Below are 20,764 nucleotides of genomic sequence, written 5' to 3' on the forward strand. Positions count from 1 at the left end.
AAAGGTGTTTCCATAAACGCACTGTGCCTTGCGAATGAGGCGATATCAAATTCGCCGCGTTTTTAGTTGGGTTGTACGTTCAATTCCCGCGCCCTGCCTTCCGTTCTGAAAGCCAGATCCCGCCAAGCACCATCGTGAGCGCGACACCGTGGTGCCATTTGAAAGGCTCATTCAAGATGGTTACGGCAAGGGCCGCCGCGAAGATCGGAACGAGGTTGACGAAAACACCGGCCCTTGCCGGGCCGATCAGGTCGACACCGCGCATGAAAAAAATCTGGGAGAGGCACGACGGAAAGACCGCGATATAGAGAACCACGAGCCATCCGTCGAACGAAGGCAATTGAGCTGTTCCGGTCGAAACCTCGAAAATGAGCCCCGGTATCGAGGCAAGGACGGAGATGCCGGAAAGCACCGCAAAGAAGGTCAGTCCCGAGATTTTCGGCCTGTCCCTGAGCGCAAGCGCATACCCGGAATACAGAACGCAGGACAACAGCATGTAGCCGTCACCCGGGTTGACGGCCAGCGCAAGAAGGACATCGAGGCTGCCCTGGGCTGCGATTATGGTCACTCCCATAAGCGTCAGCAGAATTCCCAGCACCTGCAATACGCGGACCTTTGTTCCGAATGCGATCACAGAGCCAATCAGAACAATGATCGGCACCGACCCCTGGATGATGCCCAGGTTGACCGCAGTGGTCTGGGTGGCGGCAATATAGAAAAGCGAATTGAAGCCGACGAAGCCGAAGGCGGCCATCAGGATCATGCGTGCAAAATAGGGACGCATGAGAGGCCAGTCGGATCGTATTCTGGACCAGAACAAGGGGACGAAAATAGCCGCGACGATCAGCCAGCGCAGAAACACGACCATCATGGGGGACACTTCACCGACAGCGAGGCGGCCTGCGATGGTGTTGCCTCCCCAGAACAGGGTTGTCAGCGTCAGCATGACAAAGGCATTGCCATAGGTGAGGTCACCAAATCGTCTTGCAATCGCGAACATGAAGAGCCTTGTGAGGAAATCCTGGCAGAGTTGTCACCGGTACCGGATTGCGGAGAGGACGAAAAGCCCATTCTTTACCTGGAAGATAATATGATGGAGATAATAATCTGTATTATTTCCAAAACGGAAAAAGTCATGAGTGCTGTCGAGCAATTGACGATGGCCCGCTTTGCCCCCAAAACACACATTCATACAACATGACACGAGCCCATCGCGTGGAGACAATTATGACCGCCCGTACAGACGCCCATGGATTGCAAGTTGCCAACGAACTCTTCGAGTTCGTGAATGAACAGGCCCTGCCCGGAACGGGTGTAGATCAGGATCATTTCTGGAAGAGCCTTTCGGCACTGGTTCATGATCTGGCTCCAGAAAACCGGGATCTTCTGGCAAAGCGCGATGCAATTCAGGAAAAGGTCGATGCCTGGCACAGGGCGAATCCGGGCACACCGGAGATGGCGACATATAAGACGTTTCTGAGCGAAATCGGTTATCTTGTGCCACAGGGCCAGGGCTTTGCGGTTGGCACTGACAAGGTGGACCCGGAAATCGGAACTGTCGCCGGCCCACAGCTGGTCGTACCTGTCATGAACGCGCGCTACGCACTGAACGCTGCGAACGCCCGCTGGGGATCACTGTACGACGCGCTGTATGGCACCGACGCCATGGGATCGAAACCGCAAGCCGGTGGATTTGACATGGCACGTGCTGCGGACGTGATTGCCTACGCCCGCAACGTACTCGATGAAGCGGTTCCTCTTGCTGCGGGAAGCTGGTCGGATTCGACCGGTTTCAGCATTCAGAACGAAGTCCTGAAAATTGCGACAGAAAATGGTGAGACCACCCTGGAAGATGCGTCTCAGTTTGCCGGTTACTCGGGCGAGACGGCAGCACCATACAAGATCCTGTTGGTGAAAAACGGCCTGCATCTGGAAATCAACATCGATGCGCAGCATCCGATCGGAAAGACCGACAAGGCACATGTGTCCGATGTGGTTCTGGAATCGGCCATGTCCACGATCATGGATTGCGAAGACTCGGTCGCAGCTGTCGACGCGGAAGACAAGGTCGTCATCTACACCAACTGGCTCGGGTTGATGAAGGGTGATCTGGAAGAATCCTTCCGTAAGGGAGACAAAGAGGTGACGCGTCGGCTTAATGCCGACCGGCACTACACGGCGCCCGACGGCAGCGCGCTGACACTTCACGGCCGCTCGCTTCTGCTGGTCCGCAATGTCGGGCATCTTATGACCATTGACGCTGTTCTGGACAAAGACGGAAACGAAGTGCCGGAAGGTATGCTCGACGGCATGATCACGTCGCTGATCGCGCTGCATGACATCGGCCCGAACGGTGGAAATCTCAACAGCCGTTCAGGTTCCGTCTATATCGTCAAACCCAAGATGCACGGGCCTGAAGAAGTCGCGTTCGCTTCCCGGCTTTTCGATCGGGTAGAGGATGCGCTGGGCATGGAGCGCAATACGCTCAAGATGGGCATCATGGACGAAGAGCGTCGCACGACACTCAACCTGGGGGAATGTATCCGCCAGGCAAAGGACCGTGTGTTCTTCATCAATACCGGCTTCCTCGACCGCACCGGTGACGAAATGCACACATCCATGGAAGCGGGTCCGATGATCCGCAAGGGTGACATGAAGACCTCGACCTGGATTAGCGCTTATGAAAACAACAATGTAGACGTCGGTCTTGCCTGCGGCTTGCCGGGTCATGCCCAGATCGGAAAAGGAATGTGGGCAATGCCGGACCTGATGCAGGCCATGCTGGAACAGAAGATCGGTCACCCGATGTCGGGTGCAAACACTGCCTGGGTTCCGTCCCCGACGGCGGCAACATTGCATGCACTTCACTACTACAAGGTTTCCGTTTCGGCGCGGCAGGCGGAGCTGAAATCTCGTGAATCCGCGAAGCTGGAAGATATTCTTTCCATTCCTGTGGCTGAACGCCCGAACTGGACACCACAGGATATCCAGGCGGAACTCGACAACAACGCCCAGGGTATTCTGGGTTATGTCGTGCGCTGGGTTGAGCAGGGGATCGGCTGTTCCAAGGTGCCGGACATCAACAATGTCGGGCTGATGGAAGACCGGGCAACCTTGCGGATCTCGTCGCAGCACATCGCCAACTGGCTGCATCACGGCGTGGTCTCAAGGGACCAGGTCATGGAAACCATGAAACGGATGGCAGCTGTCGTGGATGGCCAGAATGCCGGTGATCCGGCTTACCGTCCGATGTCCGAAAACTATGACGAGTCCGTCGCCTTTCAGGCCGCCTGCGAACTGGTGATCGATGGAACACGCCAGCCGAACGGTTACACGGAACCGGTTCTCCATCGTCGCCGGAGCGAGTTCAAGGCGAAGATTGTCTGACGACAAACACGGCGTCCGGGCCGGTTGGCTGAGGGGGAAACGAGGTGGCCGGCAGGGCCGCCTCGCAAGTCAGTTCGACACGAGATGATCCTATTTCGTCATCCGGCCATTTGCCAATGCTTGCGGGTCGGCGCACCCGATAATGGCGAATTCCCCGGGGACGAGGCCCATACGCCCGCAAACAGCTTCCGAAGCGGCATTTCCGGGTTGAACGCCCGTCATGAAATCTTTGACGCCGAAATCTGAGTTCATCTCCAAAATAGCCTGTGCACCAAGACCAAGCGCGAGCCCCTGACCTCGATACGAAGGATCGGTGGCAAGCATGCCCCACCAGGCTTGCTTGCCGAAGGTTTTGTGGTCCTGGTGCGCGAATGTGGCCGCTGCAGCACATGAAACCACCTTTTTCGATTTGTTGACGGCAATCAGGCAGACCGCTGGCCTCAAAAGACCACGCAAAACCTCGCCGTTCAGTGGCAACACGCCACACGAAAGAGCCATGGTGGCCAACGAGACGATCATGTCGTCGGGCGTTGAAGCATCCACCTTCACCACGCTGAGGTCGCCTGGCAAAGACATGTTTTCAACCGCGATACGCGCAGCGACCACAGGCGACGCCGTCCCTTCCCATTTGGCATAGTGCAAGGGGACGAGACCGCGCGCTGCCAGCGCATCCTTGTAGGCGGCTGCCTGATCGAGTGGAACAGCGGAACAGTTCGAATTTCCCTGTGCCCTGACCAGCGCGGCGAGGTGGTCAATGTCTCCGTCGTCGGGCGAGACCAGTCCCACGGTGCGACCGTAATAACTATGGCGCGCATCCCGCCCGAGTAATTCGGCCATTGCCCGTCCGCGCCTCAAAACGGCACGTTGGTCATCACTCCCAAAATACTCTTCCTTGATCATATGAAATCCTGCGAAACGCATGAAAAATCAAATCAGACAAACTTCCCGCCGGGGACTTTCGGCAATTGTGAATTCTGCTGCATGAGTGTGCCTGCAAGATGGGGCTGCCCTTTGGACACTGGCATGGCCGAAGACATTGGAATGTGCAGTCAGCGGACACCGTGCTTCCACGGCATTGCGTCCTCTTTCTCGTTACCGGAGCTGAATGTGTGGTGGAGAACCGTACCGGGAGCAGGTCTCCACCCGACCGGGGACTATCGCAGTCCTTCGTTGATGCTTTTCAACACCCGGCTTCCGGGACACAGTTCATCCTTGCCCAGGCTGTTCAGCGGCTTGGTTGCGAGTGCCAGGGTGTGGTTGAGATCCTGCGAGTCGGTGTCGAGGTAGAGCAGCCCGGTCAGAACCTTTCCGGTGCGATTGGCTGTCTGCAAGGCCATGAGGGCGTCCTCCCGGCTGTCCGGCTTGTATTTTCTGCTCGCCTTGTGCAGATGGATAATGGAGCCATCGTGCAGTGTCACCGTCTGACTTGAGCCTTCCTTGTATTGAGTTCGAATCTCTTCGCGCATCGGCACGAAGTCGATCGGCATTGCATCCAGATTGTCACGGGTGGCGGCGTAACTTCTTGTCGAGCCGACATTGTTGGCAAAGGTGACACAGGGAGAAACGACATCAATGAAGGCAAAGCCCCTGTGAGCCATCGCGGCGCGGATCAGGGGCTCCAGCTGTTCCTTGTCGCCCGAGAAACTGCGTGCGACAAAACTTGCCCCTTGCAGAACTGCAAGACTGGCCAGGTCGATACCGTCAAACGGGTTTTTTACACCGTATTTGCCGACTGACCCGAGATCTGCAGTGGCGCTGTCCTGACCCTTGGTCAATCCATAGCAGCCGTTATTGGCGACAATGTAGGTCATGTTCACGTTGCGTCTGATCAGGTGAACGAACTGACCCATGCCGATCGAGGCCGTGTCGCCGTCACCGGACACGCCGAGATAGATCAGATCACGGTTGGCGACACTGGCACCGGTCGCAACGGACGGCATGCGGCCATGCACGGAATTGAAGCCGTGGCTCTTGCCAAGAAAATATGTGGGCATCTTCGAGGAACAGCCGATGCCGGAAAGCTTGGCGATGCGGTGAGGGGGGATTGCCGACAGGAAACAGGCGTTTCGGATTGCACCTGAAATGCTGTCGTGCCCGCACCCCGCACAAAGCGTGGAAACGGCACCATCGTAGTCGGCGACCGTATAGCCCAGCTCGTTTTTGGGGAGTTTGGGATGCTGGAATTTCGGCTTGTAATAGGACATCAGGCAATCTCCGGATGCAGCTCGACGATATCGGCGCTATCGACATTCAACGCCTGACGGATTTGACGGGCGATCGTGCGCGCCGTGATCGGTGTCCCCGAGTAGTTGAGAACCGAAGTCAACTTGTCGGGCGCGATATGGCACTCGTTCATGATGAGCTGCCGCATCTGACCATCCCGGTTTTGCTCGATCACAAAAACCATGTCGTGGTCGTGAACGAACGCGTCGAGACGTTTGTGGAAAGGAAAGGCACGGATCCGCATGACGTCGATCGGGTAGCCCTCTTCAGCCAGTATTTCAACCGCCTCGTAAGACGGCGAGGCCGAGGTCCCGAAGAAGAGCGCACCAAGCTTCAGTTTGGTTTTCGGCTTCTTTACCGGGATCGGGTCGTGAACCTTGGGTTCTGGAACATAGGATTTTGCGGTCTCGAACTTGCGCAAAAGCCGATCGACATTCCGGACGTAATCTTCGCCTTTCTCGGAATAGATCGCCATTTCATTTTTTGACGATCCCCTCGTGAAGAATGCGCCCTTGTCCGGATGCGCGCCAGGCAGTGTACGATAGCAGATACCGTCGCCATCGACGTCCTGGTAGCGTCCCCACGATTCAGCCTCGTCCAGCGCTTCGGCGTCCAGGACCTTTCCTCGGCTCATCTCGTAATCGTCGTCCCATTCCAGCGGCGGCGACATCCAGTCATTCATGCCCAGATCGAGATCGGACATCATGATAACCGGTGTTTGCAGTTGCTCTGCAAGGTCAAAGGCCTGAACAGTCATGTCAAAGCACTCCCGCGGCGTCGCGGGGAAGAGCAGCACGTGCTTCGTGTCGCCGTGGCTGGCATATGCGGCGGCCAATATGTCCGATTGCTGGCTTCGCGTCGGCATTCCGGTCGACGGTCCGGATCTCTGGACATCGATCAGCACGACGGGCAATTCCGCGAAATATGCCAGGCCCAGAAATTCGCTCATCAACGAAAGGCCCGGGCCGGAGGTGGCGGTAAATGCCCGCGCGCCATTCCAGCTGGCACCGACGACGATACCCATGGCCGCCAGTTCGTCTTCCGCTTGTATTATCGCAAAGTTCCGTTTGCCGGTGCCCGCGTCGATCCGCATTCGTTCGGCATATTTGGAAAATGCGTCGACCACGGATGTCGACGGGGTAATGGGATACCATGCCGCAACCGTCGCCCCGCCATAGATTGCGCCAAGGGCGGCGGCTGTATTGCCATTCATCAGGATGTGTTTGCTTTCGCGGATATGCGGCGCGTCAATCACGCTGGAGTCCAGCCGGATCGGCAGCGGGCAGGAAAAGTTGTCCTGTGCGAACTGATACCCCATTTCCAGCGCGTGGACATTTGGCAGGATCAGTTTTTCCTTGCCTTTGAACTGGTCGTTCAACAGGTCCTTGAGGATCGAGAAATCGACATCCAGCAGAGCCGCAAGTGCACCCACATAGACAACATTTTTCAAAAGTTGCTGCAACCGCGCAACCTTGAACTCGCGCATGCACATCGCGGTCAGCGGGATACCGAAATAACTTATGTCGTCGCGTTTGAGATGCGGTGCCAGCGGTCTGGTGGAATCGTAGACGAAATATCCCCCGGACGCGATGCTGGCGATGTCGTCTTCCATCGTTTGCGGATTGACGCACAACATCAGATCAACGCCACCACGGCGGCCCAGATAACCTTTTGCACTGACGCGCACCTCGTACCAGGTTGGCAGGCCCTGGATATTGGACGGGAATATATTGCGCGGGCTGACGGGGACACCCATCCGGAAAATCGCTTTCGCGAACAGATGGTTGGCCGAAGCCGAACCTGTACCGTTTACGTTGGCGAACTTCACCACGAAATCGTTGATACCCTTGATCTGCTTCATTTGACGTCCACCAGGTCAGGCGTCGCTTTCGCCATGTTGTAGAGGAACATCTGCATGTCCCAGGCTGCCGTCGGGCAACGTTCGGCGCACAACCCGCAGTGCAGGCAGACATCTTCATCCTTCACCATCACGCGGCCGGTCGGCAGAGTGCCGGAAACATAAAGATCCTGATCGGTGTTTTCGGCCGGAACCAGAAGTTTGTTGCGCAGTTCGCCTTCAGGAGCGTTCTGCGTGAACGTTATGCAGCTTGTGGGACAAATGTCCGTACAGGCGTCACACTCGATGCAGTTGGCGTCCGTGAACACCGTCTGCGCATCGCAATTCAGGCAACGTTCGGCTTCGATAAAGGCGGTCTCGACATCGAAACCCAGTTCGACTTCGACCATACGGTCGTTCAGGGATTTCTTGAGATCCTCCAGCGGCACAATCTTGCGCTCGTCCGTGATTGGAATGGAATCATAACTCCATTCATGAATACCCATCTTCTGCCCCACCAGGGTCACGTGGGGTGGCGGTCGCTTGGACAGGTTCTTGCCCTGGCAATAAAGGTCGATGGATACCGCCGCTTTGTGCCCATGCGCCACGGCGGTGATGATATTGGAAGGTCCAAAGGCTGAATCGCCGCCGAAGAAAACTTCTTTTCGGGTGGATTGAAATGTCTCGTCGTCGTTGATGATCGGCGTTCCCCAACTGGTGAAGCGGATGCCGGTCTCCTTTTCGATCCAGGGGAAGGCGTTTTCCTGGCCGATTGCGATCAGCACATCGTCACATGGAAAAAACACCGGGTCTTCTCCGGTTGATACCAGGTCACGCCGACCGTCTTCCTGGTAGATCGCCTCGACCTTGTCGAATGTCATGCCGACGAGCTTGCCATTCTCGATGACGAATTCGCGCGGGACGTGGTTGTCGATGATCGGAATGCCCTCGTGAACAGCATCTTCCTTTTCCCACGGCGAAGCCTTCATATCGGCGAACGGGCTGCGGACGATGACCTTCACCTCTTCCCCGCCAAGTCGGCGCGAAGTCCGGCAGCAATCCATGGCGGTATTACCGCCGCCAAGGACAATCACGCGCTTGCCGATCTCCTTTGTATGTTCAAAGGCAACATTGGCCAGCCAGTTGATTCCGATATGGATGTTCGCGTCAGCTTCCTTGCGGCCGGGCAGCTTGGGAAGATCTCGTCCCCGCGGCGCACCGGAGCCGACGAAGATCGCGTCGTATCCCTTGGTCAACATCCCGGCCATGCTGTCGACATAGGTGTTGAACACTGTCGAGATACCCATGTTCAGGATGTAGCCGATTTCTTCATCCAGCACGCTTTCTGGCAGTCGGAAGGAGGGTATCTGGCTGCGCATGAAGCCGCCGCCCTTGGCCTGCGCGTCGTAAAGGTGCACCTCGTAACCAAGGGGGGCAAGATCCCGGGCAACCGTCAGCGACGCAGGACCTGCACCGATCAGCGCGACTTTCTTGCCATTGGGAGGACCGGCCTTGGGAAGCATGTCGGCTACTTCATCCTTGAAGTCTGCAGCAACACGCTTCAACCGGCAGATCGCGACGGGTTCCGCTTCGACACGGCCGCGCCTGCAGGCGGGTTCGCAAGGCCGGTCGCAGGTGCGGCCGAGCACGCCGGGAAACACGTTGCTTTCCCAGTTGATCAGATAGGCGTCGGTGTATCGTTGCTGAGCGATCAGGCGAATATAGGCAGGCACCGGCGTATGAGCTGGGCAGGCATATTGGCAGTCGACGACCTTGTGGAAATATTCCGGATTCGTCGTGTCGGTGGCTTGCAAGTCCTCTCCCCTCCCATCGAGTCCAAGACGTTTGGCTGCTGAAATTAAAGCGCGTCGCAAAGTCGTATGTAAAGACTACATTGCTGTCGCGGAGACGCTATGTGACTTTCGGATACTTGTAACGAGGAGGCACAGCGTCCGGGCAATGCTAAAAATCAGAGGCGATAAGGGGCGGTTTCCAGGCTGCCTGTGCGTTCTTTGAACGACAGGGATTTGCACATGCCCGACTGCGAGTTCAGATCCCGAGCTAAATAAAATTCGAACCCGGAATTGATCGGCTGCCCTTGCCCTAATTTGTGGGAATGTTGATCTCTGTGCCAGCTATCTGACTGACTTTACTGCCGAAATTAATTGTTTCATAGAGGGATCTGGGCGGGCGGGCGGCATCGTTGACGCTTCGCCGCACCCAATGCCGGGTCTCCATGGCCTTCAGGGATTGTGACAGTGCCCTGTCGGTTATAGTCGACAGATCCCGTTTGATTTCGTTGAAGTAACGAGGTCTTTGAAGCGACGTCAGAATGGGAATGGTCCATGATCGCCGCAGCAAATTCTGATCTTCGTTTTTTGATGCAATGTGAATTCTGTTTGCCAGTGAAGCAGCTGCCTGACCGGCCTTTGTCAGGCGAAACTCCGGTCGCAGAGGGTGACCATGGCCTGGATTCCTTTCCAGCAAACCCATCTTGATGAGATGCTCGATGCTTTGGGCAAAGGCCGATCTGCTCGCACCGGTTGCCGTTAGCAATGGTGCCTGTCGACCGGCAACACCTTCATGCAGGCTCGACAGGATCGGGACTGCCCAGGCCCTTGACGTGATGTTGACAAAAAGACTAATGTCCATAAAGTATAGTTAGTATATTTTGAGTCGAAAGGGAAGATCATGTCGTTAATTTCGTTGGAGCAAACCATCACGATTGCGATGTCGGTCAAGGACCGTCACGTAAGCGCGAACTGGTACGGGAAGATGCTGGGGTTTGAGGTGCTCTATCATGCGGACGAAGCAGGCTGGTCGGAGCTTCAGACCAACACCGCCGGAGTGACCATAGGGCTGGGGGAGCATACCCAGCCGGCACCCGGCAATTGCGTTCCGGTTTTCGGGATCGCGGATCTGGACACGGCCAGGAACAAACTGGAACAGGCGAAGGTGAAATTCGATGGCGAAACCGACGTCGTCGAGGGCATGGTCAAGACGGCGACATTCTATGATCCGGACGGCAATGCCTTGATGCTCGCACAGGACCTTACCGGCAACACCTGATCCGATATTGACCCTGGTGGTGCCTGCTGCCGGTCGTGCGCTTCGGCATTTTCGAACGTGAGGTAGCAGGCAGCAAGGACGCGGATCGAGATCGGATTGGCCGGACGACAATACCAGTTAGGGGCGGAAAACAGGGAACGGTATCAGATCTCAGCTGGTGCCTTGCGACCCAGGTAAACTGTTTGAGTGATCTCGCGCCCATCCTGCAAGGGATTTGCGAAAACAACCGGCTCTGCCCAGCTTTGTGCGAATGCGTCACCAAGCAATCCGGTTATCGCCTCATCAGGCCTCTCGTCGGACCAAAGCCCGACAATCCCGGAGGGTTTCAGGAAACGCTGCAAGTTGCTGAGGCCATCGACAGTATAGAACCCGGCCGACCCGCCATGCAGCAACCGCTCCGGCGTGTGGTCGATGTCGATCAGAATGGCATCGTATTGACGACCAGGCTGTTGTGCGTCGAATCCGGTTTCCGAAGATGCCAGCGCAAAAAAATCTCCTTGCACGAGCCGGCAGCGGTGATCATCGGCCAATTCGGTTTTCATGGGCACAAGCCCCTCCTGATGCCAGCGGATCACCGGCTCCAGAAGATCGATCACCGTGAGCCTGGACACCGCATCATGCGCAAGCACCGCCTGGGCGGTGTAACCCAAGCCGAGACCGCCCACCAGAATATCCAGGTTGTCGTCAGCCAAGGCGGAGAGGCCGAGTTCGGCCAACGCCACTTCGGAGGCCGTGAAAAGGCTCGACATCAAATGCTCGTCGCCGAGCAGGATTTCAAAGACGTCGGTCTTCAGGGCCAGGATATGCCGCCGACGCAGCGATATTGCGCCAATTGGCGTGGGGGCAAAATCAAGTTCTTCAAACATGGCACTCATCAGCGCACCATGGCGACAACTCGATGATTTGGAAAGAGGCAACCGACAATAACAGCCAAAATGCGAACGCGGGTGCCTCGGTCCTTGTTTGGGTGGTCTGTCCTTGGGCTTGAAGAGCCGGACGTTCCGGAGCCGGAGGGGTCATGAATTGCTCCTGAAAAACGCATTTGGCTTCTGCCCTGTCGAGCGTCCAAGCCGGCATCAATGCGAGTTTCGACCTGATCCGCAGCCTCATCCAGGCCCCTCTTTCCGATGGTCTCAGGCAACTTTCGGAAGCCGTGCGAGCTGCCCGCCCGACAGGAGCGCGCCACCGCCCGGCGCAACCTCGGTCAGGCCCAGATTCTGGAGGATCTTGCGCGTTGTCGCCACAGCGGCCGAGACGGTAGGCAGCCCCGATGCACGCTCGATCATCTCGATCGCCGGAAGCGATGGCATCTGCACGCAAGCCGAAGCAACGATCGCGTCGACGCCCCGCACGTCCAGCTTGCGCCAGAGTTCGGCCGGCGCTGCCGGGTCCTGAGAGGCGACGTCCAGATTGTCGGGAATTTCCAGCGCCAGGAAATCCTGCACTTCGATACCCTCGTTCTCGATGTACTCGACAACGAGTCTGGTGAGCGGTTTCATGTACGGGCAGATGATTGCGACTTTCTTGAAGCTCATCTCATGCAAACTCTCTACCAGCGCGCCGGCTGAATTCAACACAGGCGCTGGACAACCGCTTTCGGCAGTAGCCTTGTGCAACTTTTCCGAAGAGGTGCGATGATAACCCAAACCCATGGACATTATGGCCACCAGGCAGGCATACGCCTGCACTTCGACGGCCGCATCCGAGAGTTCGGTCGCACATCTCAGGCTGTCGGCATCCATCGCCTCCAGCTCTTCCTTGACGACGGACTTCATGCGCATGCGCGAGGAATGGAACGTGAAGCGGTCCGGCAGGATCGTCTCTCGCGCTTTCAGCAGGGCCGGTATCTCGGTTTCCATGGTAACATTGGAGCTTGGGACAATCAGTCCGATGCGGCGATACTTTGATGAGTTGGTCATGATGTTTCTCCTTTCGAGGCCGGTTTAGTAAGCGGGTCCCATGACGAGGTTCGGAAGCCAAGTTGCGAGACCCGGGAACAGGCACAGCAGGAGAATCGCAACAAGCATGCAGAGGACGAACGGCAGGGACCCGACCAGGATCTTCTTGAGCGAAATATCCGGTGCGATTCCGTTGATCACGTAGAGATTGAGGCCGACCGGCGGGGAAATCAGCCCGATTTCCATGTTGACGGTCAGCACCACCGCGAACCAGATCGGGTCGAATCCGGCGCTGACGATAACCGGCAAGAGGATTGGGGCTGCCATCAGGATGACTGCAACCGGTGGCAGGAAAAACCCCGCTACGATGAGGAAGAAATTGATCGCCGCCATCAGCACCCAGCGGTTGACCTCAAGGTCGCCGATCCAGGCGGCGATCGATTGCGTGATGAACAGACTGGACAGCATGTAGGAAAACACGCCGGCGGCCGCGATGATGAAAAGGATCATCACGCTCTCCTTGGTGCTGTCGCGCAGAACTGCCCAAAGGGACCTGGGGCTTAAGAGCCTGTAAATCACCATGGCAACCAACAGGCACAGAAGAGCGCCGACCGCGGCGGTCTCGGACGGTGTCGCAACACCGCCATACATCGCGTAGAGCACACCTACGATAATCGCGATGAAGGGAAGAACGCGCGGGAGGATCTCTACCCTGTCACTCCAGGAATAGCTGACTTGTGCCGCCGATCGTTCCCCTGAGCGCCACGTTGCATAGATCGACCAGGCCATAAAGAGGCTTACCAGCAACAGGCCCGGGATCACCCCGGCAAGAAACAGCCGTCCAATGGATGTCTCGGTGGCGATACCATAGACGATCATTGTGATGGAAGGAGGAATGAGAATGCCGAGAGTGCCGCCGGCGGCGATCGACCCGGTGGCGATTTCCTCAGGATAGCCGCGCTTGCGCATTTCCGGGATGCCCATCTTGCCGATTGCGGCACAGGTTGCAGGACTGGATCCGGACATGGCTGAAAAGAGCGCACAGGCACCAAGATTGGAGACGACAAGGCCGCCGGGAACCCTCGTCAGCCAGCGTTCGAGCGCTTCATAAAGATCGGCACCGGCTCTGGTCGAGGCAATTGACGCGCCCATGATGATGAACATCGGGATAGACAGGAGCGCAAAGCTGTCGAGCTTGCCGAAGAATATTTCCGGCATCAGTTCCAGAGATCTCATGCCATCGAAGATGACCAGGAAAACGGCAGACACGAGAAGCAGGCCCATGGCGACCGAAATGCCGCTGAACAATATCAGGATTGTGATCAGTCCGACGACTGACCCGAGTAGAAGAGGGTCCATCAGACTGCTCCATTCGATTTTTCGGAAAGGTTGAAAAACGTATCCGCGCAATCCGATGCAAGCTGAAGAAACAAAAGCCCGAACCCGACCGGCAGGGCCAGGTAGGGAATCCAGAGCGGTACGGCGGTAACGGTGTCCGATGTCCAGCCTCGGGTAAGGGCAAGATGCCAGTACTCGTAGCCGTAGAAGCTGCAGACGCCGATGATACAAAGAGAGGAGAAGGTGGTTGCCACCCTCAGCAGCTTGGCACCCTTAGGCCCAAGCCACATCGGCAGAAGGTCAACATTGACGTGCCCTTTGTGCTTCTGCACGAAGGGCAGTCCGAGAAGCGTTGCGGCGACAACCAGGTACACGACGATTTCGGTCTGCCAAACAGTCGAGCCGTTCAGAACAAAGCGGATGAAGATCATCTGGCAGGTGAGGAACACTGCGCCGAGGATCATGGTCGCCGCGATCCAGCCGGAGACTTCGGAAATCTGCCTTATGACGCCGGTCGTTCCGACCCGCGCACCACCAGTGCGTTCTTGAGCCATTTTTCACTCCATTTGCGTTTTGAGGAATGGACGGCCTGGGTCAGGCCGCCCCGACTGGGTCATTCGACCGAAAGCGCCAAATCCAGCAGGAACTGTCCGTTGGGCACGGACTCGACGAAGGACTTGTAGGCAGTGTCTTTTGCGAGCGCGCGCCAGGCCTTGAAATCTGCTGGTGTCATCTCTGCAATCTCGACGCCTGCTTCTCGAAAGACTTCGACTGAAGCGGCATCCTGTATTTTTGCCTGGCTCAGATAAAAGGCCTCGGCCTTCTCGGCCGCTGCAAGCAGAGATTCCTGCTGACTGCTGTTCAATCCCTCGAAAGTGGACTTGTTCATCAACAATGGCTGATAGAGAAACCAGAGCGCCACATCGCCAGCCGGAGTGTAGCAGCTGACCTGCTCGAATATCCGGTACGACACGAAAGATGATGACGAGGTATTCGCGGCATCCAGAACTCCGGTCTGCATCGCGCTGTAGATTTCGGACGATGCCATGGATGCAATCGAAGCGCCTGCGCCGACCAGCATTTGCTCGAAGGACTTTCCGGCTGCACGGGTCTGAAGCCCGGAAACATCTTCCGGCCTGGTGATGCACTTGTCCTTTCCGACAAAACCGCCGGCGAGATAGCCGTCAACGAGCACCATGACGTCGTCTTTCTCCATTTCCGCCTTCAGTTCATCCATGAAGGGCGAGTCCGAAAGGCGGGACGCATGGTCGTGATTCTTCACCAGACCGGGCATCAGGGTCAGGTTGAACGCCGGTCGCTGGCCGCCGGCATAGCTCAGGGGAAAGACCGTCATGTCGAGCTGTCCCCTGCTGAGCGGCTTGTACTGCTCGCGCGGTTTGAACAGCGATTTTGACGGAAAGATCTTGATGGTGAGATCCACGTCTGCGGCGGCAACCTCGTCCGCCACCATCTGTGCCACGTTGTGGCGAATGTCCTTGGTGGACCATTGATGCGACAGGCGAAGTTCCGATGCCTGTGCGGAGTGGGTGGAAAAAATCGAGGCAATTGCAGCCGCGGCGAGCAGGGTTGATTTCATGATAACTTCCTCCTGTTGGTACAAATAAGGCTTATATGTATACATATAGGTAATTTAAAAATACATATGTGTCAACATACGTATCGACAAGCTGAAAGACGCAGTCTAAAAAGAGACAGAAATCAAGGGATTGACTAAGATGGCGCGCGTTGCTGACCAATTGATCGAGACACTGCGGAATGAAATTCGTTCCGGTGCCTTGCGACCGGGGGATCAATTGGAAGAGGCTGCATTGGCCGAGCGTTTCGATGTTTCGCGCACACCCGTTCGAGAGGCGGTGAGATCTCTCGTCGACAGCGGGTTGCTCGAAACCAGGCCTCGAAAGGGAGCTTTCGTAAGAGTTCTGACGGCAAAGGAACTCATTGACTTGTTCGAAGTCGCTGCCGAATTGGAAGGCATGGCTTGCCGCCTGGCAGCGGAGCGATTGACCGGTGAGGACGCCTCATCGATCGAGACGGCCATGCAGTTGTGCCGTGACGCGGTCAACCGGGATGACAAGACCGCATACGCAAAGGCCAACCTGGCATTTCATGAGTCTATTCATCTGGCAGCAGGCAACAGCAGGCTTGTTGAACAGATCGAACAGCTTGCCGGACATATCAACCCATATCGCGCGATGCCGTTCCAGATGCGCGGAAGGCTTCAGAAGTCAACCGAGGAACACGCAAGAATCGCAGAGGCGATTCTTGAAAACAAAGGCGCGGAAGCTGATGACCTCATGAGGGATCACATGATGCTGCAAGGTCAGCGACTACCTATTATTTTGGAAGCAATCGAATCCAGATAGCATGTCCCAAATAGCGTGTCCCAGATGTCAGGCAGGCCCTTCGCCCGACGGATCCCATCGTTTTTGCAAACACGGAACATAGTCGCGTCGCGCCACGAGGCTGGCCGACAGGACTGTTCCGTCTTTTGCCCGACTAAACGTGTCAGACCGTTCACGACGTCATTTCCATCAAAGTGGCCGGGCCGGATCTTCCTGCAGACCCAGGTGTAACTCGTTGCCTTCATAAGGATGTGCACGGGCCACGTCTTCATCAAGATCATGCCCCAGTCCGGGTTCACAAGAGGGAAGAACGTAGCCGTTTTCCCATCGGATCGGGGTGGTCAGCAGATCGGAATAGATACCATCGAACGTCCGGATCGACTCCAGCACCAGGAAATTCGGACTGCATGTCGCCAGCTGGATATTGGCAAGTGCTACCAGTGGGCCGCAGTAAAGATGGGGAGCGACCTGGGCGGAATGGCACTCCGCCATGGCGGCGATTTTCTTGGCTTCGAGCAGGCCGCCAACGCGGCCGAGATTCATCTGCAGAATGCTGGCGGCCCGGGTGTCCAGAACGCGTGAAAACTCGTATTTCGTGCACAGCCTTTCACCCGTCGCGACCGGTATGGATGTGTAGCGTGCAACTTCAGCCATGTCTTCCGGCTTTTCCGGCGGGATCGGCTCTTCGAACCAGAGCGGATCATAGGCTTCCAGACGGCGGGCCATGCGCTTGGCGCCGGACACGGTGAACTGGCCGTGTGTTCCGAAAAGAAGATCAGCCCTGTCACCGACAGCCTCTCGGATGGTCCTGCAAAATCCTTCCGAGCGATCCAGATCCCGAAGGCTCGGCTGGTGACCATCATAGATCGTGTAGGGTCCGGCCGGGTCGAACTTGACCGCGGTAAAGCCCTGTTCGACGGCCTTGATGGCTGCCGCAGCAGCAATGTCGGGATCGTTGTAGACATTTGGAGTGTCCGGATCCGGATAAACGTCACCATCGTTGGGATAGAGATAGGTATAGGACCGAAGACGCTCGTGAACCCGGCCACCAAGTAGCTCATAAACAGGTTTGCCTGCCGCTTTTCCGATGATGTCCCAGCAGGCCATCTCCAGACCGGAGAGAACTCCCATCACGGAAACATCCGGCCGCTGGGTATAACCGGCACCGTAGGTCTTGTGCCAAAGCCGCTCGATGTGGTGAGGATCTTCGCCCTCGAACTGACGTTGGAACACATCTCTGGCCATTTCCGCCACGAGATGCGGGCCGAACGTGGCGTTGTAGATTTCGCCATAGCCGACTGTACCGCAACGTGTGACCAGCTTGACGAAAATGAAATACCGGCCGCCATGACGAGGCGGTGGGTTTCCGACAACGAAGGTCTCGATTTGGTCGAGTTTCATCAAACAGGTCCTGACCTAACTGGCGTTGCTGATCGTGATCGACTTTACCTTGGTATAGGCATCGAGTCCTTCCCAGCCTTTTTCGCGTCCATAGCCGGATTTCTTGTTGCCGCCGAATGGCAGTTCCAATCCGCCGGCCCAGTAGTCGTTGATCGATACCTGGCCGCAGTCCATGGCCGAGGCGACCCGCATTGCCCGGCCGACATCCTGGGTATAAACGCTCGCGATCAGGCCGAATTCCGTGCCGTTGGCCAGTTGTATGGCCTCGTCTTCGGTGTCGAAGTTCTGAACCGAGAGCACCGGCCCGAATATCTCTTCCTGTACTGCCGGGTCATCAGGTTCAAGGTCGGCAATTACGGTCGGCTGGAAGAACCAGCCCTTGCCGGTGTCGGTGTCGACCGTCACGTCGCCGCCGGTTAGAAGATGGGCGCCGCGGCCTTTCGCTGCTTCGACATGCGCCTTGATCCGCGACAGGTGCAGCTCCGAGTTGATCGCACCCATATCCGGTGCGGTCAGTCCGTGTGCTGTCCTGATCGACTTTGCCCGCTCACCAAGAATGGCAAGAACATCGTCTCGGATCGCCTTGTGCATGATGAGCCTGGACCCGGCAGAGCAGATCTGACCGGAATTGGAGAAGATCGCCCAGTAGGCTCCGTCCGCCACTTTTTCAGGGTCTGCATCACTGAAGGCGATCAGGGGAGACTTGCCGCCAAGTTCCAGGGTCAGCCGCGTGACGTTGGGGGCTGCCATCTGGGCAACATTGATGCCTGTCGAAACGGACCCTGTGAACGTCAGTTGCTTGATCCGCGGGTCACGTGCCATCCGGGCACCGATATCCGCGCCAAGGCCGGTGACGACATTGACCAGCCCCGCCGGCACACCTGCCTCGCAGAGCAGTTCTGCCATCACGAGGGCGGTGAAGGGTGTTGTCTCCGCTGGCTTTGCAACAACCGAACATCCTGCGGCAAGCGCAGGTGCGACACCGCGCGCAAAGGTCGATGTTGGATAGTTCCAGGGAATGATATGCCCGGTAACCCCGACCGGTTCGCGCGCGGTAAAGGCTGTGTAGGCCGGCCCGAGATTGACGGACCGCCCGTCAAGCTTGTCGGCGGCGCCTGCGTAATATTCGAACAGCCGCGCGGAGGATTGAATGTCGCCCTGTGCTTCTGCCAGGGTCTTGCCGCTGTCGACCACTTCGATCACTGAAAGCCGGTCGGCATTCTCTCGAAACAGGCGGGCGACATTGTTCAGGATCCTGCAACGCTCGCCCGGCGTCACCTGCCGCCAGTGCCGTGCGGCTGTTTCGGCTGACGCAATGGCAAGATCCATGTCGGTCTCTTCACCAAGGGAGAATTCCGCGAAGGCCTCCGCCCGTCCTGGATCGAAGCTTTCCATTTTCCGGTTCGATGGCTGCGTGGTCTTGCCGTCAATGAAGTGGCCATCGGGCAGGGCTGCAAGCCTGCCGGTCTTCAGATAATCTTGTGCGATGTCATGAGCTGTCATTGCGTGGCTCGTTTCCGGTCTTGAAGGATGAGGTCAGCCCCTTTCAGGGCAAGCATCATGGTTGGGGCATTGGTATTGCCCGAGGTGATATTTGGAAAGGCAGAGGCGTCGACAACTCTCAGACCGTCAACTCCGTGAACCTTGAGACGGCTGTCGATCACCGATGTTTCTGCATTTTTACCCATCCGGCAGGTCGAGACCGGATGATAGACGGTGCTGGCACGGTCGCGGAAATCGGCCAGAATTCCTTTGCCGTCGAGCGTTTCCAGATGAGGTGCGACGGACGCGTCCACAACAGAGCGCATGGCCTGGCTCGACATGATTTTCTGGCAAAGCCGGCCGCCGGCAATGACCGCTTCGCGATCTTCTTCCGTTGCAAGCGAATTCGGCTGGATCAGGGGAGCAACAGTACTGTCCACGCTTTTGATATCGATGCGTCCCCGGCTGGTTGGCCGGGTCGGTTGCGCACAGATGATGAAGCCGTTGAAGGGATCCAGGGTCAGCTTTGCCGTGTTGCCGTTCGGGAGCAGCCGATAGCTGATGGGATTGAAGTAAAGCTGTTGATCTGGATGTTCCAACCCGGATTGCGATTTCAGGAACCCGCCGCACTGGTTCACAGACAGCGCAAGAGGGCCCTTTCGTGTAACCGCATATTGCAGGGCGGCACGTGCCCGGCCCGCCAGGGGGCGCAACACGGCATTGAGCGTTGCTTCTTTGGCCCGAAACGTGAAGTTGGCGGCAAGGTGATCCTGTAGGTTTCCGCCGACATTGGGGTTGGCAACAAGCACGGGAACTCCAAGATCCTGCAACAGGTTACCCGGACCTATCCCGGACACTTGCAACAGCTGGGGTGAGCCGATGGCGCCGGCTGAAAGGATGACCTCCCGATCGGCACGAAGCACTTCACCGCTCGTCAACTCGATGCCGACAGCCGTGTTGCCCTCAAAGAGGACCCGTTTGGCCTGTGCTTCGGTGAGCAGTTCGAGATTCGGGCGGGACAGGGCCGGATGCAAGAAGGCGCGTGCGGACGAACAGCGCTTCCCGTCTTTCGTATTGATGTGGTAGTTGCCACCGCCTTCGGGCGCTGCGCCGTTGAAATCGTCCGACCGTGGCAGGTCTGCCTCGTCGAGTGCCGAAAAGAAATGGCGATTAAGTCTGTGTATCTGTTTCGACGTGTCCTGGACGTGGATCCAGCCGCATCCCATTTTTCTGCCGCTGGGCGACACTTTCGTTTCCAGGCGTTCGAATACAGGTTTGACGTCCCGCCAACCCCAGCCTTCTGCTCCGGATGCCACCCAGTCTTCAAAATCTCTTGGAAGGCCGCGGCAATAAACCATGGCATTGACAGAACCCGATCCCCCCAGCATGCGGCCCCTCGGCCAGGAAATACTGCGTCCATTCAGGCCCGTGTCCGGCTCCGTCTTGAATTGCCAGGTGCACTTTGGATCTGAGACAAGCTTGGCATATCCCAGAGGCAATCGTACCCAGGGTGAATTGTCGGCGCTCCCGGCTTCCAGCAAAAGCACGGTGGAGTGCGGGTCAGCACTCAGGCGCTCTGCAAGGATGCATCCGGCAGACCCGGCTCCGACGATGATGTAATCGGCTCTTTGCATTGGTGACACCGGCTGTCTTGTTGTGTCTGCCGCGAAGTTTCCACGAGATTGCAAAATCCATGAAACGAAAAAATATTTGGAGAAGCATTGAAAAATTTTGTAGGAAGAACCTGTTTCCGAATACGAAATGTC

17 protein-coding genes are annotated in these 20,764 nt (G+C 57.0%); 3 read left to right on the top strand and 14 right to left on the bottom strand.

Annotated elements, in window-relative coordinates; genetic code table 11:
• Window positions 1-79: 79 nt before the first annotated feature.
• Complete coding sequence (locus ACO6TI_RS13145) at window positions 80-1,000, bottom strand: DMT family transporter (RefSeq protein ID WP_196890995.1); 921 nt, start codon at window positions 998-1,000, stop codon at window positions 80-82.
• 227 nt (window positions 1,001-1,227) lie between these two features.
• On the opposite strand from ACO6TI_RS13145, the gene ACO6TI_RS13150 reads away from it, so the two are divergent.
• On the top strand, window positions 1,228-3,387 hold the full coding sequence (locus ACO6TI_RS13150; RefSeq protein ID WP_422385071.1) for a malate synthase G: 2,160 nt from the start codon (window positions 1,228-1,230) through the stop codon (window positions 3,385-3,387).
• A 90-nt stretch (window positions 3,388-3,477) separates the two neighbouring features.
• Here ACO6TI_RS13150 and ACO6TI_RS13155 read toward each other — a convergent pair whose 3' ends face one another.
• The 5 genes from ACO6TI_RS13155 to ACO6TI_RS13175 form a co-directional block, all read right to left on the bottom strand.
• Window positions 3,478-4,224: a GNAT family N-acetyltransferase gene (locus ACO6TI_RS13155; protein WP_196897887.1), complete on the bottom strand. Its 747-nt coding sequence runs from the start codon at window positions 4,222-4,224 to the stop codon at window positions 3,478-3,480.
• Between the two features lie 317 nt (window positions 4,225-4,541).
• The gene (locus ACO6TI_RS13160; protein ID WP_055111360.1) at window positions 4,542-5,591 is read right to left on the bottom strand and encodes a 2-oxoacid:ferredoxin oxidoreductase subunit beta; all 1,050 of its coding nucleotides are present in this window, start codon (window positions 5,589-5,591) and stop codon (window positions 4,542-4,544) included.
• On the bottom strand, window positions 5,591-7,471 hold the full coding sequence (locus tag ACO6TI_RS13165; RefSeq protein ID WP_104703465.1) for a 2-oxoacid:acceptor oxidoreductase subunit alpha: 1,881 nt from the start codon (window positions 7,469-7,471) through the stop codon (window positions 5,591-5,593). The genes ACO6TI_RS13160 and ACO6TI_RS13165 overlap by 1 nt, the downstream gene beginning before the upstream one ends.
• On the bottom strand, window positions 7,468-9,261 hold the full coding sequence (locus tag ACO6TI_RS13170; RefSeq protein ID WP_422385072.1) for an FAD-dependent oxidoreductase: 1,794 nt from the start codon (window positions 9,259-9,261) through the stop codon (window positions 7,468-7,470). Before ACO6TI_RS13170 ends, ACO6TI_RS13165 begins: the two co-directional genes overlap by 4 nt.
• A gap of 289 nt (window positions 9,262-9,550) precedes the next feature.
• Window positions 9,551-10,099, bottom strand: coding sequence for a winged helix-turn-helix transcriptional regulator (locus ACO6TI_RS13175; RefSeq protein ID WP_055111366.1), 549 nt, complete (start codon window positions 10,097-10,099; stop codon window positions 9,551-9,553).
• Window positions 10,100-10,138: 39 nt separating this feature from the next.
• Here ACO6TI_RS13175 and ACO6TI_RS13180 point away from each other — a divergent pair, with 39 nt between their 5' ends.
• Complete coding sequence (locus tag ACO6TI_RS13180) at window positions 10,139-10,516, top strand: VOC family protein (RefSeq protein ID WP_104703463.1); 378 nt, start codon at window positions 10,139-10,141, stop codon at window positions 10,514-10,516.
• 143 nt (window positions 10,517-10,659) lie between these two features.
• Here the strand turns inward: ACO6TI_RS13180 and ACO6TI_RS13185 are convergent, their stop codons facing one another.
• The 5 genes from ACO6TI_RS13185 to dctP all read right to left on the bottom strand — a co-directional run bounded on the left by ACO6TI_RS13185 (window position 10,660) and on the right by dctP (window position 15,349).
• Complete coding sequence (locus tag ACO6TI_RS13185) at window positions 10,660-11,391, bottom strand: spermidine synthase (protein ID WP_422385073.1); 732 nt, start codon at window positions 11,389-11,391, stop codon at window positions 10,660-10,662.
• A 258-nt stretch (window positions 11,392-11,649) separates the two neighbouring features.
• Complete coding sequence (locus ACO6TI_RS13190; RefSeq protein ID WP_055111375.1) at window positions 11,650-12,435, bottom strand: maleate cis-trans isomerase family protein; 786 nt, start codon at window positions 12,433-12,435, stop codon at window positions 11,650-11,652.
• Window positions 12,436-12,459: 24 nt separating this feature from the next.
• Window positions 12,460-13,773: a TRAP transporter large permease gene (locus ACO6TI_RS13195; RefSeq protein WP_422385074.1), complete on the bottom strand. Its 1,314-nt coding sequence runs from the start codon at window positions 13,771-13,773 to the stop codon at window positions 12,460-12,462.
• The gene (locus tag ACO6TI_RS13200; RefSeq protein ID WP_209004593.1) at window positions 13,773-14,306 is read right to left on the bottom strand and encodes a TRAP transporter small permease; all 534 of its coding nucleotides are present in this window, start codon (window positions 14,304-14,306) and stop codon (window positions 13,773-13,775) included. The genes ACO6TI_RS13195 and ACO6TI_RS13200 overlap by 1 nt, the downstream gene beginning before the upstream one ends.
• 59 nt (window positions 14,307-14,365) lie before the next feature.
• Window positions 14,366-15,349: a TRAP transporter substrate-binding protein DctP gene (gene dctP, locus ACO6TI_RS13205; RefSeq protein WP_055111382.1), complete on the bottom strand. Its 984-nt coding sequence runs from the start codon at window positions 15,347-15,349 to the stop codon at window positions 14,366-14,368.
• A gap of 139 nt (window positions 15,350-15,488) precedes the next feature.
• On the opposite strand from dctP, the gene ACO6TI_RS13210 reads away from it, so the two are divergent.
• Complete coding sequence (locus ACO6TI_RS13210; RefSeq protein WP_055111384.1) at window positions 15,489-16,136, top strand: GntR family transcriptional regulator; 648 nt, start codon at window positions 15,489-15,491, stop codon at window positions 16,134-16,136.
• 168 nt (window positions 16,137-16,304) lie between these two features.
• Here the strand turns inward: ACO6TI_RS13210 and ACO6TI_RS13215 are convergent, their stop codons facing one another.
• The 3 genes from ACO6TI_RS13215 to ACO6TI_RS13225 are packed head-to-tail and all read right to left on the bottom strand — an operon-like array spanning window position 16,305 to window position 20,632.
• Entirely contained in the window at window positions 16,305-17,516 is a 1,212-nt protein-coding gene (locus ACO6TI_RS13215; protein ID WP_422385075.1) for a mandelate racemase/muconate lactonizing enzyme family protein, read from the bottom strand.
• A 15-nt stretch (window positions 17,517-17,531) separates the two neighbouring features.
• Window positions 17,532-19,019 (bottom strand): aldehyde dehydrogenase family protein, encoded by a 1,488-nt coding sequence (locus ACO6TI_RS13220; RefSeq protein ID WP_422385076.1) that lies wholly within the window; start codon window positions 19,017-19,019, stop codon window positions 17,532-17,534.
• Window positions 19,016-20,632, bottom strand: coding sequence for a GMC family oxidoreductase (locus tag ACO6TI_RS13225; protein WP_422385077.1), 1,617 nt, complete (start codon window positions 20,630-20,632; stop codon window positions 19,016-19,018). The genes ACO6TI_RS13220 and ACO6TI_RS13225 overlap by 4 nt, the downstream gene beginning before the upstream one ends.
• Window positions 20,633-20,764: the final 132 nt, after the last annotated feature.

Origin of the sequence: Roseibium album, from assembly GCF_965233825.1 — a bacterium.
GTDB classification, from domain to species: Bacteria; Pseudomonadota; Alphaproteobacteria; order Rhizobiales; family Stappiaceae; genus Roseibium; species Roseibium album.

What these genes read in the sequence shown, in the direction of transcription:
- ACO6TI_RS13210 (WP_055111384.1), top strand. Translation starts at nt 15,489, where the DNA reads ATGGCGCGCGTTGCTGACCAATTGATCGAGACACTGCGGAATGAAATT.
- ACO6TI_RS13155 (WP_196897887.1), bottom strand. Translation starts at nt 4,224, where the DNA reads ATGGCCGAATTACTCGGGCGGGATGCGCGCCATAGTTATTACGGTCGC.
- ACO6TI_RS13220 (WP_422385076.1), bottom strand. Translation starts at nt 19,019, where the DNA reads ATGACAGCTCATGACATCGCACAAGATTATCTGAAGACCGGCAGGCTT.
- ACO6TI_RS13200 (WP_209004593.1), bottom strand. Translation starts at nt 14,306, where the DNA reads ATGGCTCAAGAACGCACTGGTGGTGCGCGGGTCGGAACGACCGGCGTC.
- dctP (WP_055111382.1), bottom strand. Translation starts at nt 15,349, where the DNA reads ATGAAATCAACCCTGCTCGCCGCGGCTGCAATTGCCTCGATTTTTTCC.
- ACO6TI_RS13195 (WP_422385074.1), bottom strand. Translation starts at nt 13,773, where the DNA reads ATGGACCCTCTTCTACTCGGGTCAGTCGTCGGACTGATCACAATCCTG.
- ACO6TI_RS13150 (WP_422385071.1), top strand. Translation starts at nt 1,228, where the DNA reads ATGACCGCCCGTACAGACGCCCATGGATTGCAAGTTGCCAACGAACTC.
- ACO6TI_RS13215 (WP_422385075.1), bottom strand. Translation starts at nt 17,516, where the DNA reads ATGAAACTCGACCAAATCGAGACCTTCGTTGTCGGAAACCCACCGCCT.
- ACO6TI_RS13180 (WP_104703463.1), top strand. Translation starts at nt 10,139, where the DNA reads ATGTCGTTAATTTCGTTGGAGCAAACCATCACGATTGCGATGTCGGTC.
- ACO6TI_RS13165 (WP_104703465.1), bottom strand. Translation starts at nt 7,471, where the DNA reads ATGAAGCAGATCAAGGGTATCAACGATTTCGTGGTGAAGTTCGCCAAC.
- ACO6TI_RS13160 (WP_055111360.1), bottom strand. Translation starts at nt 5,591, where the DNA reads ATGTCCTATTACAAGCCGAAATTCCAGCATCCCAAACTCCCCAAAAAC.
- ACO6TI_RS13145 (WP_196890995.1), bottom strand. Translation starts at nt 1,000, where the DNA reads ATGTTCGCGATTGCAAGACGATTTGGTGACCTCACCTATGGCAATGCC.
- ACO6TI_RS13225 (WP_422385077.1), bottom strand. Translation starts at nt 20,632, where the DNA reads ATGCAAAGAGCCGATTACATCATCGTCGGAGCCGGGTCTGCCGGATGC.
- ACO6TI_RS13185 (WP_422385073.1), bottom strand. Translation starts at nt 11,391, where the DNA reads ATGAGTGCCATGTTTGAAGAACTTGATTTTGCCCCCACGCCAATTGGC.
- ACO6TI_RS13190 (WP_055111375.1), bottom strand. Translation starts at nt 12,435, where the DNA reads ATGACCAACTCATCAAAGTATCGCCGCATCGGACTGATTGTCCCAAGC.
- ACO6TI_RS13175 (WP_055111366.1), bottom strand. Translation starts at nt 10,099, where the DNA reads ATGGACATTAGTCTTTTTGTCAACATCACGTCAAGGGCCTGGGCAGTC.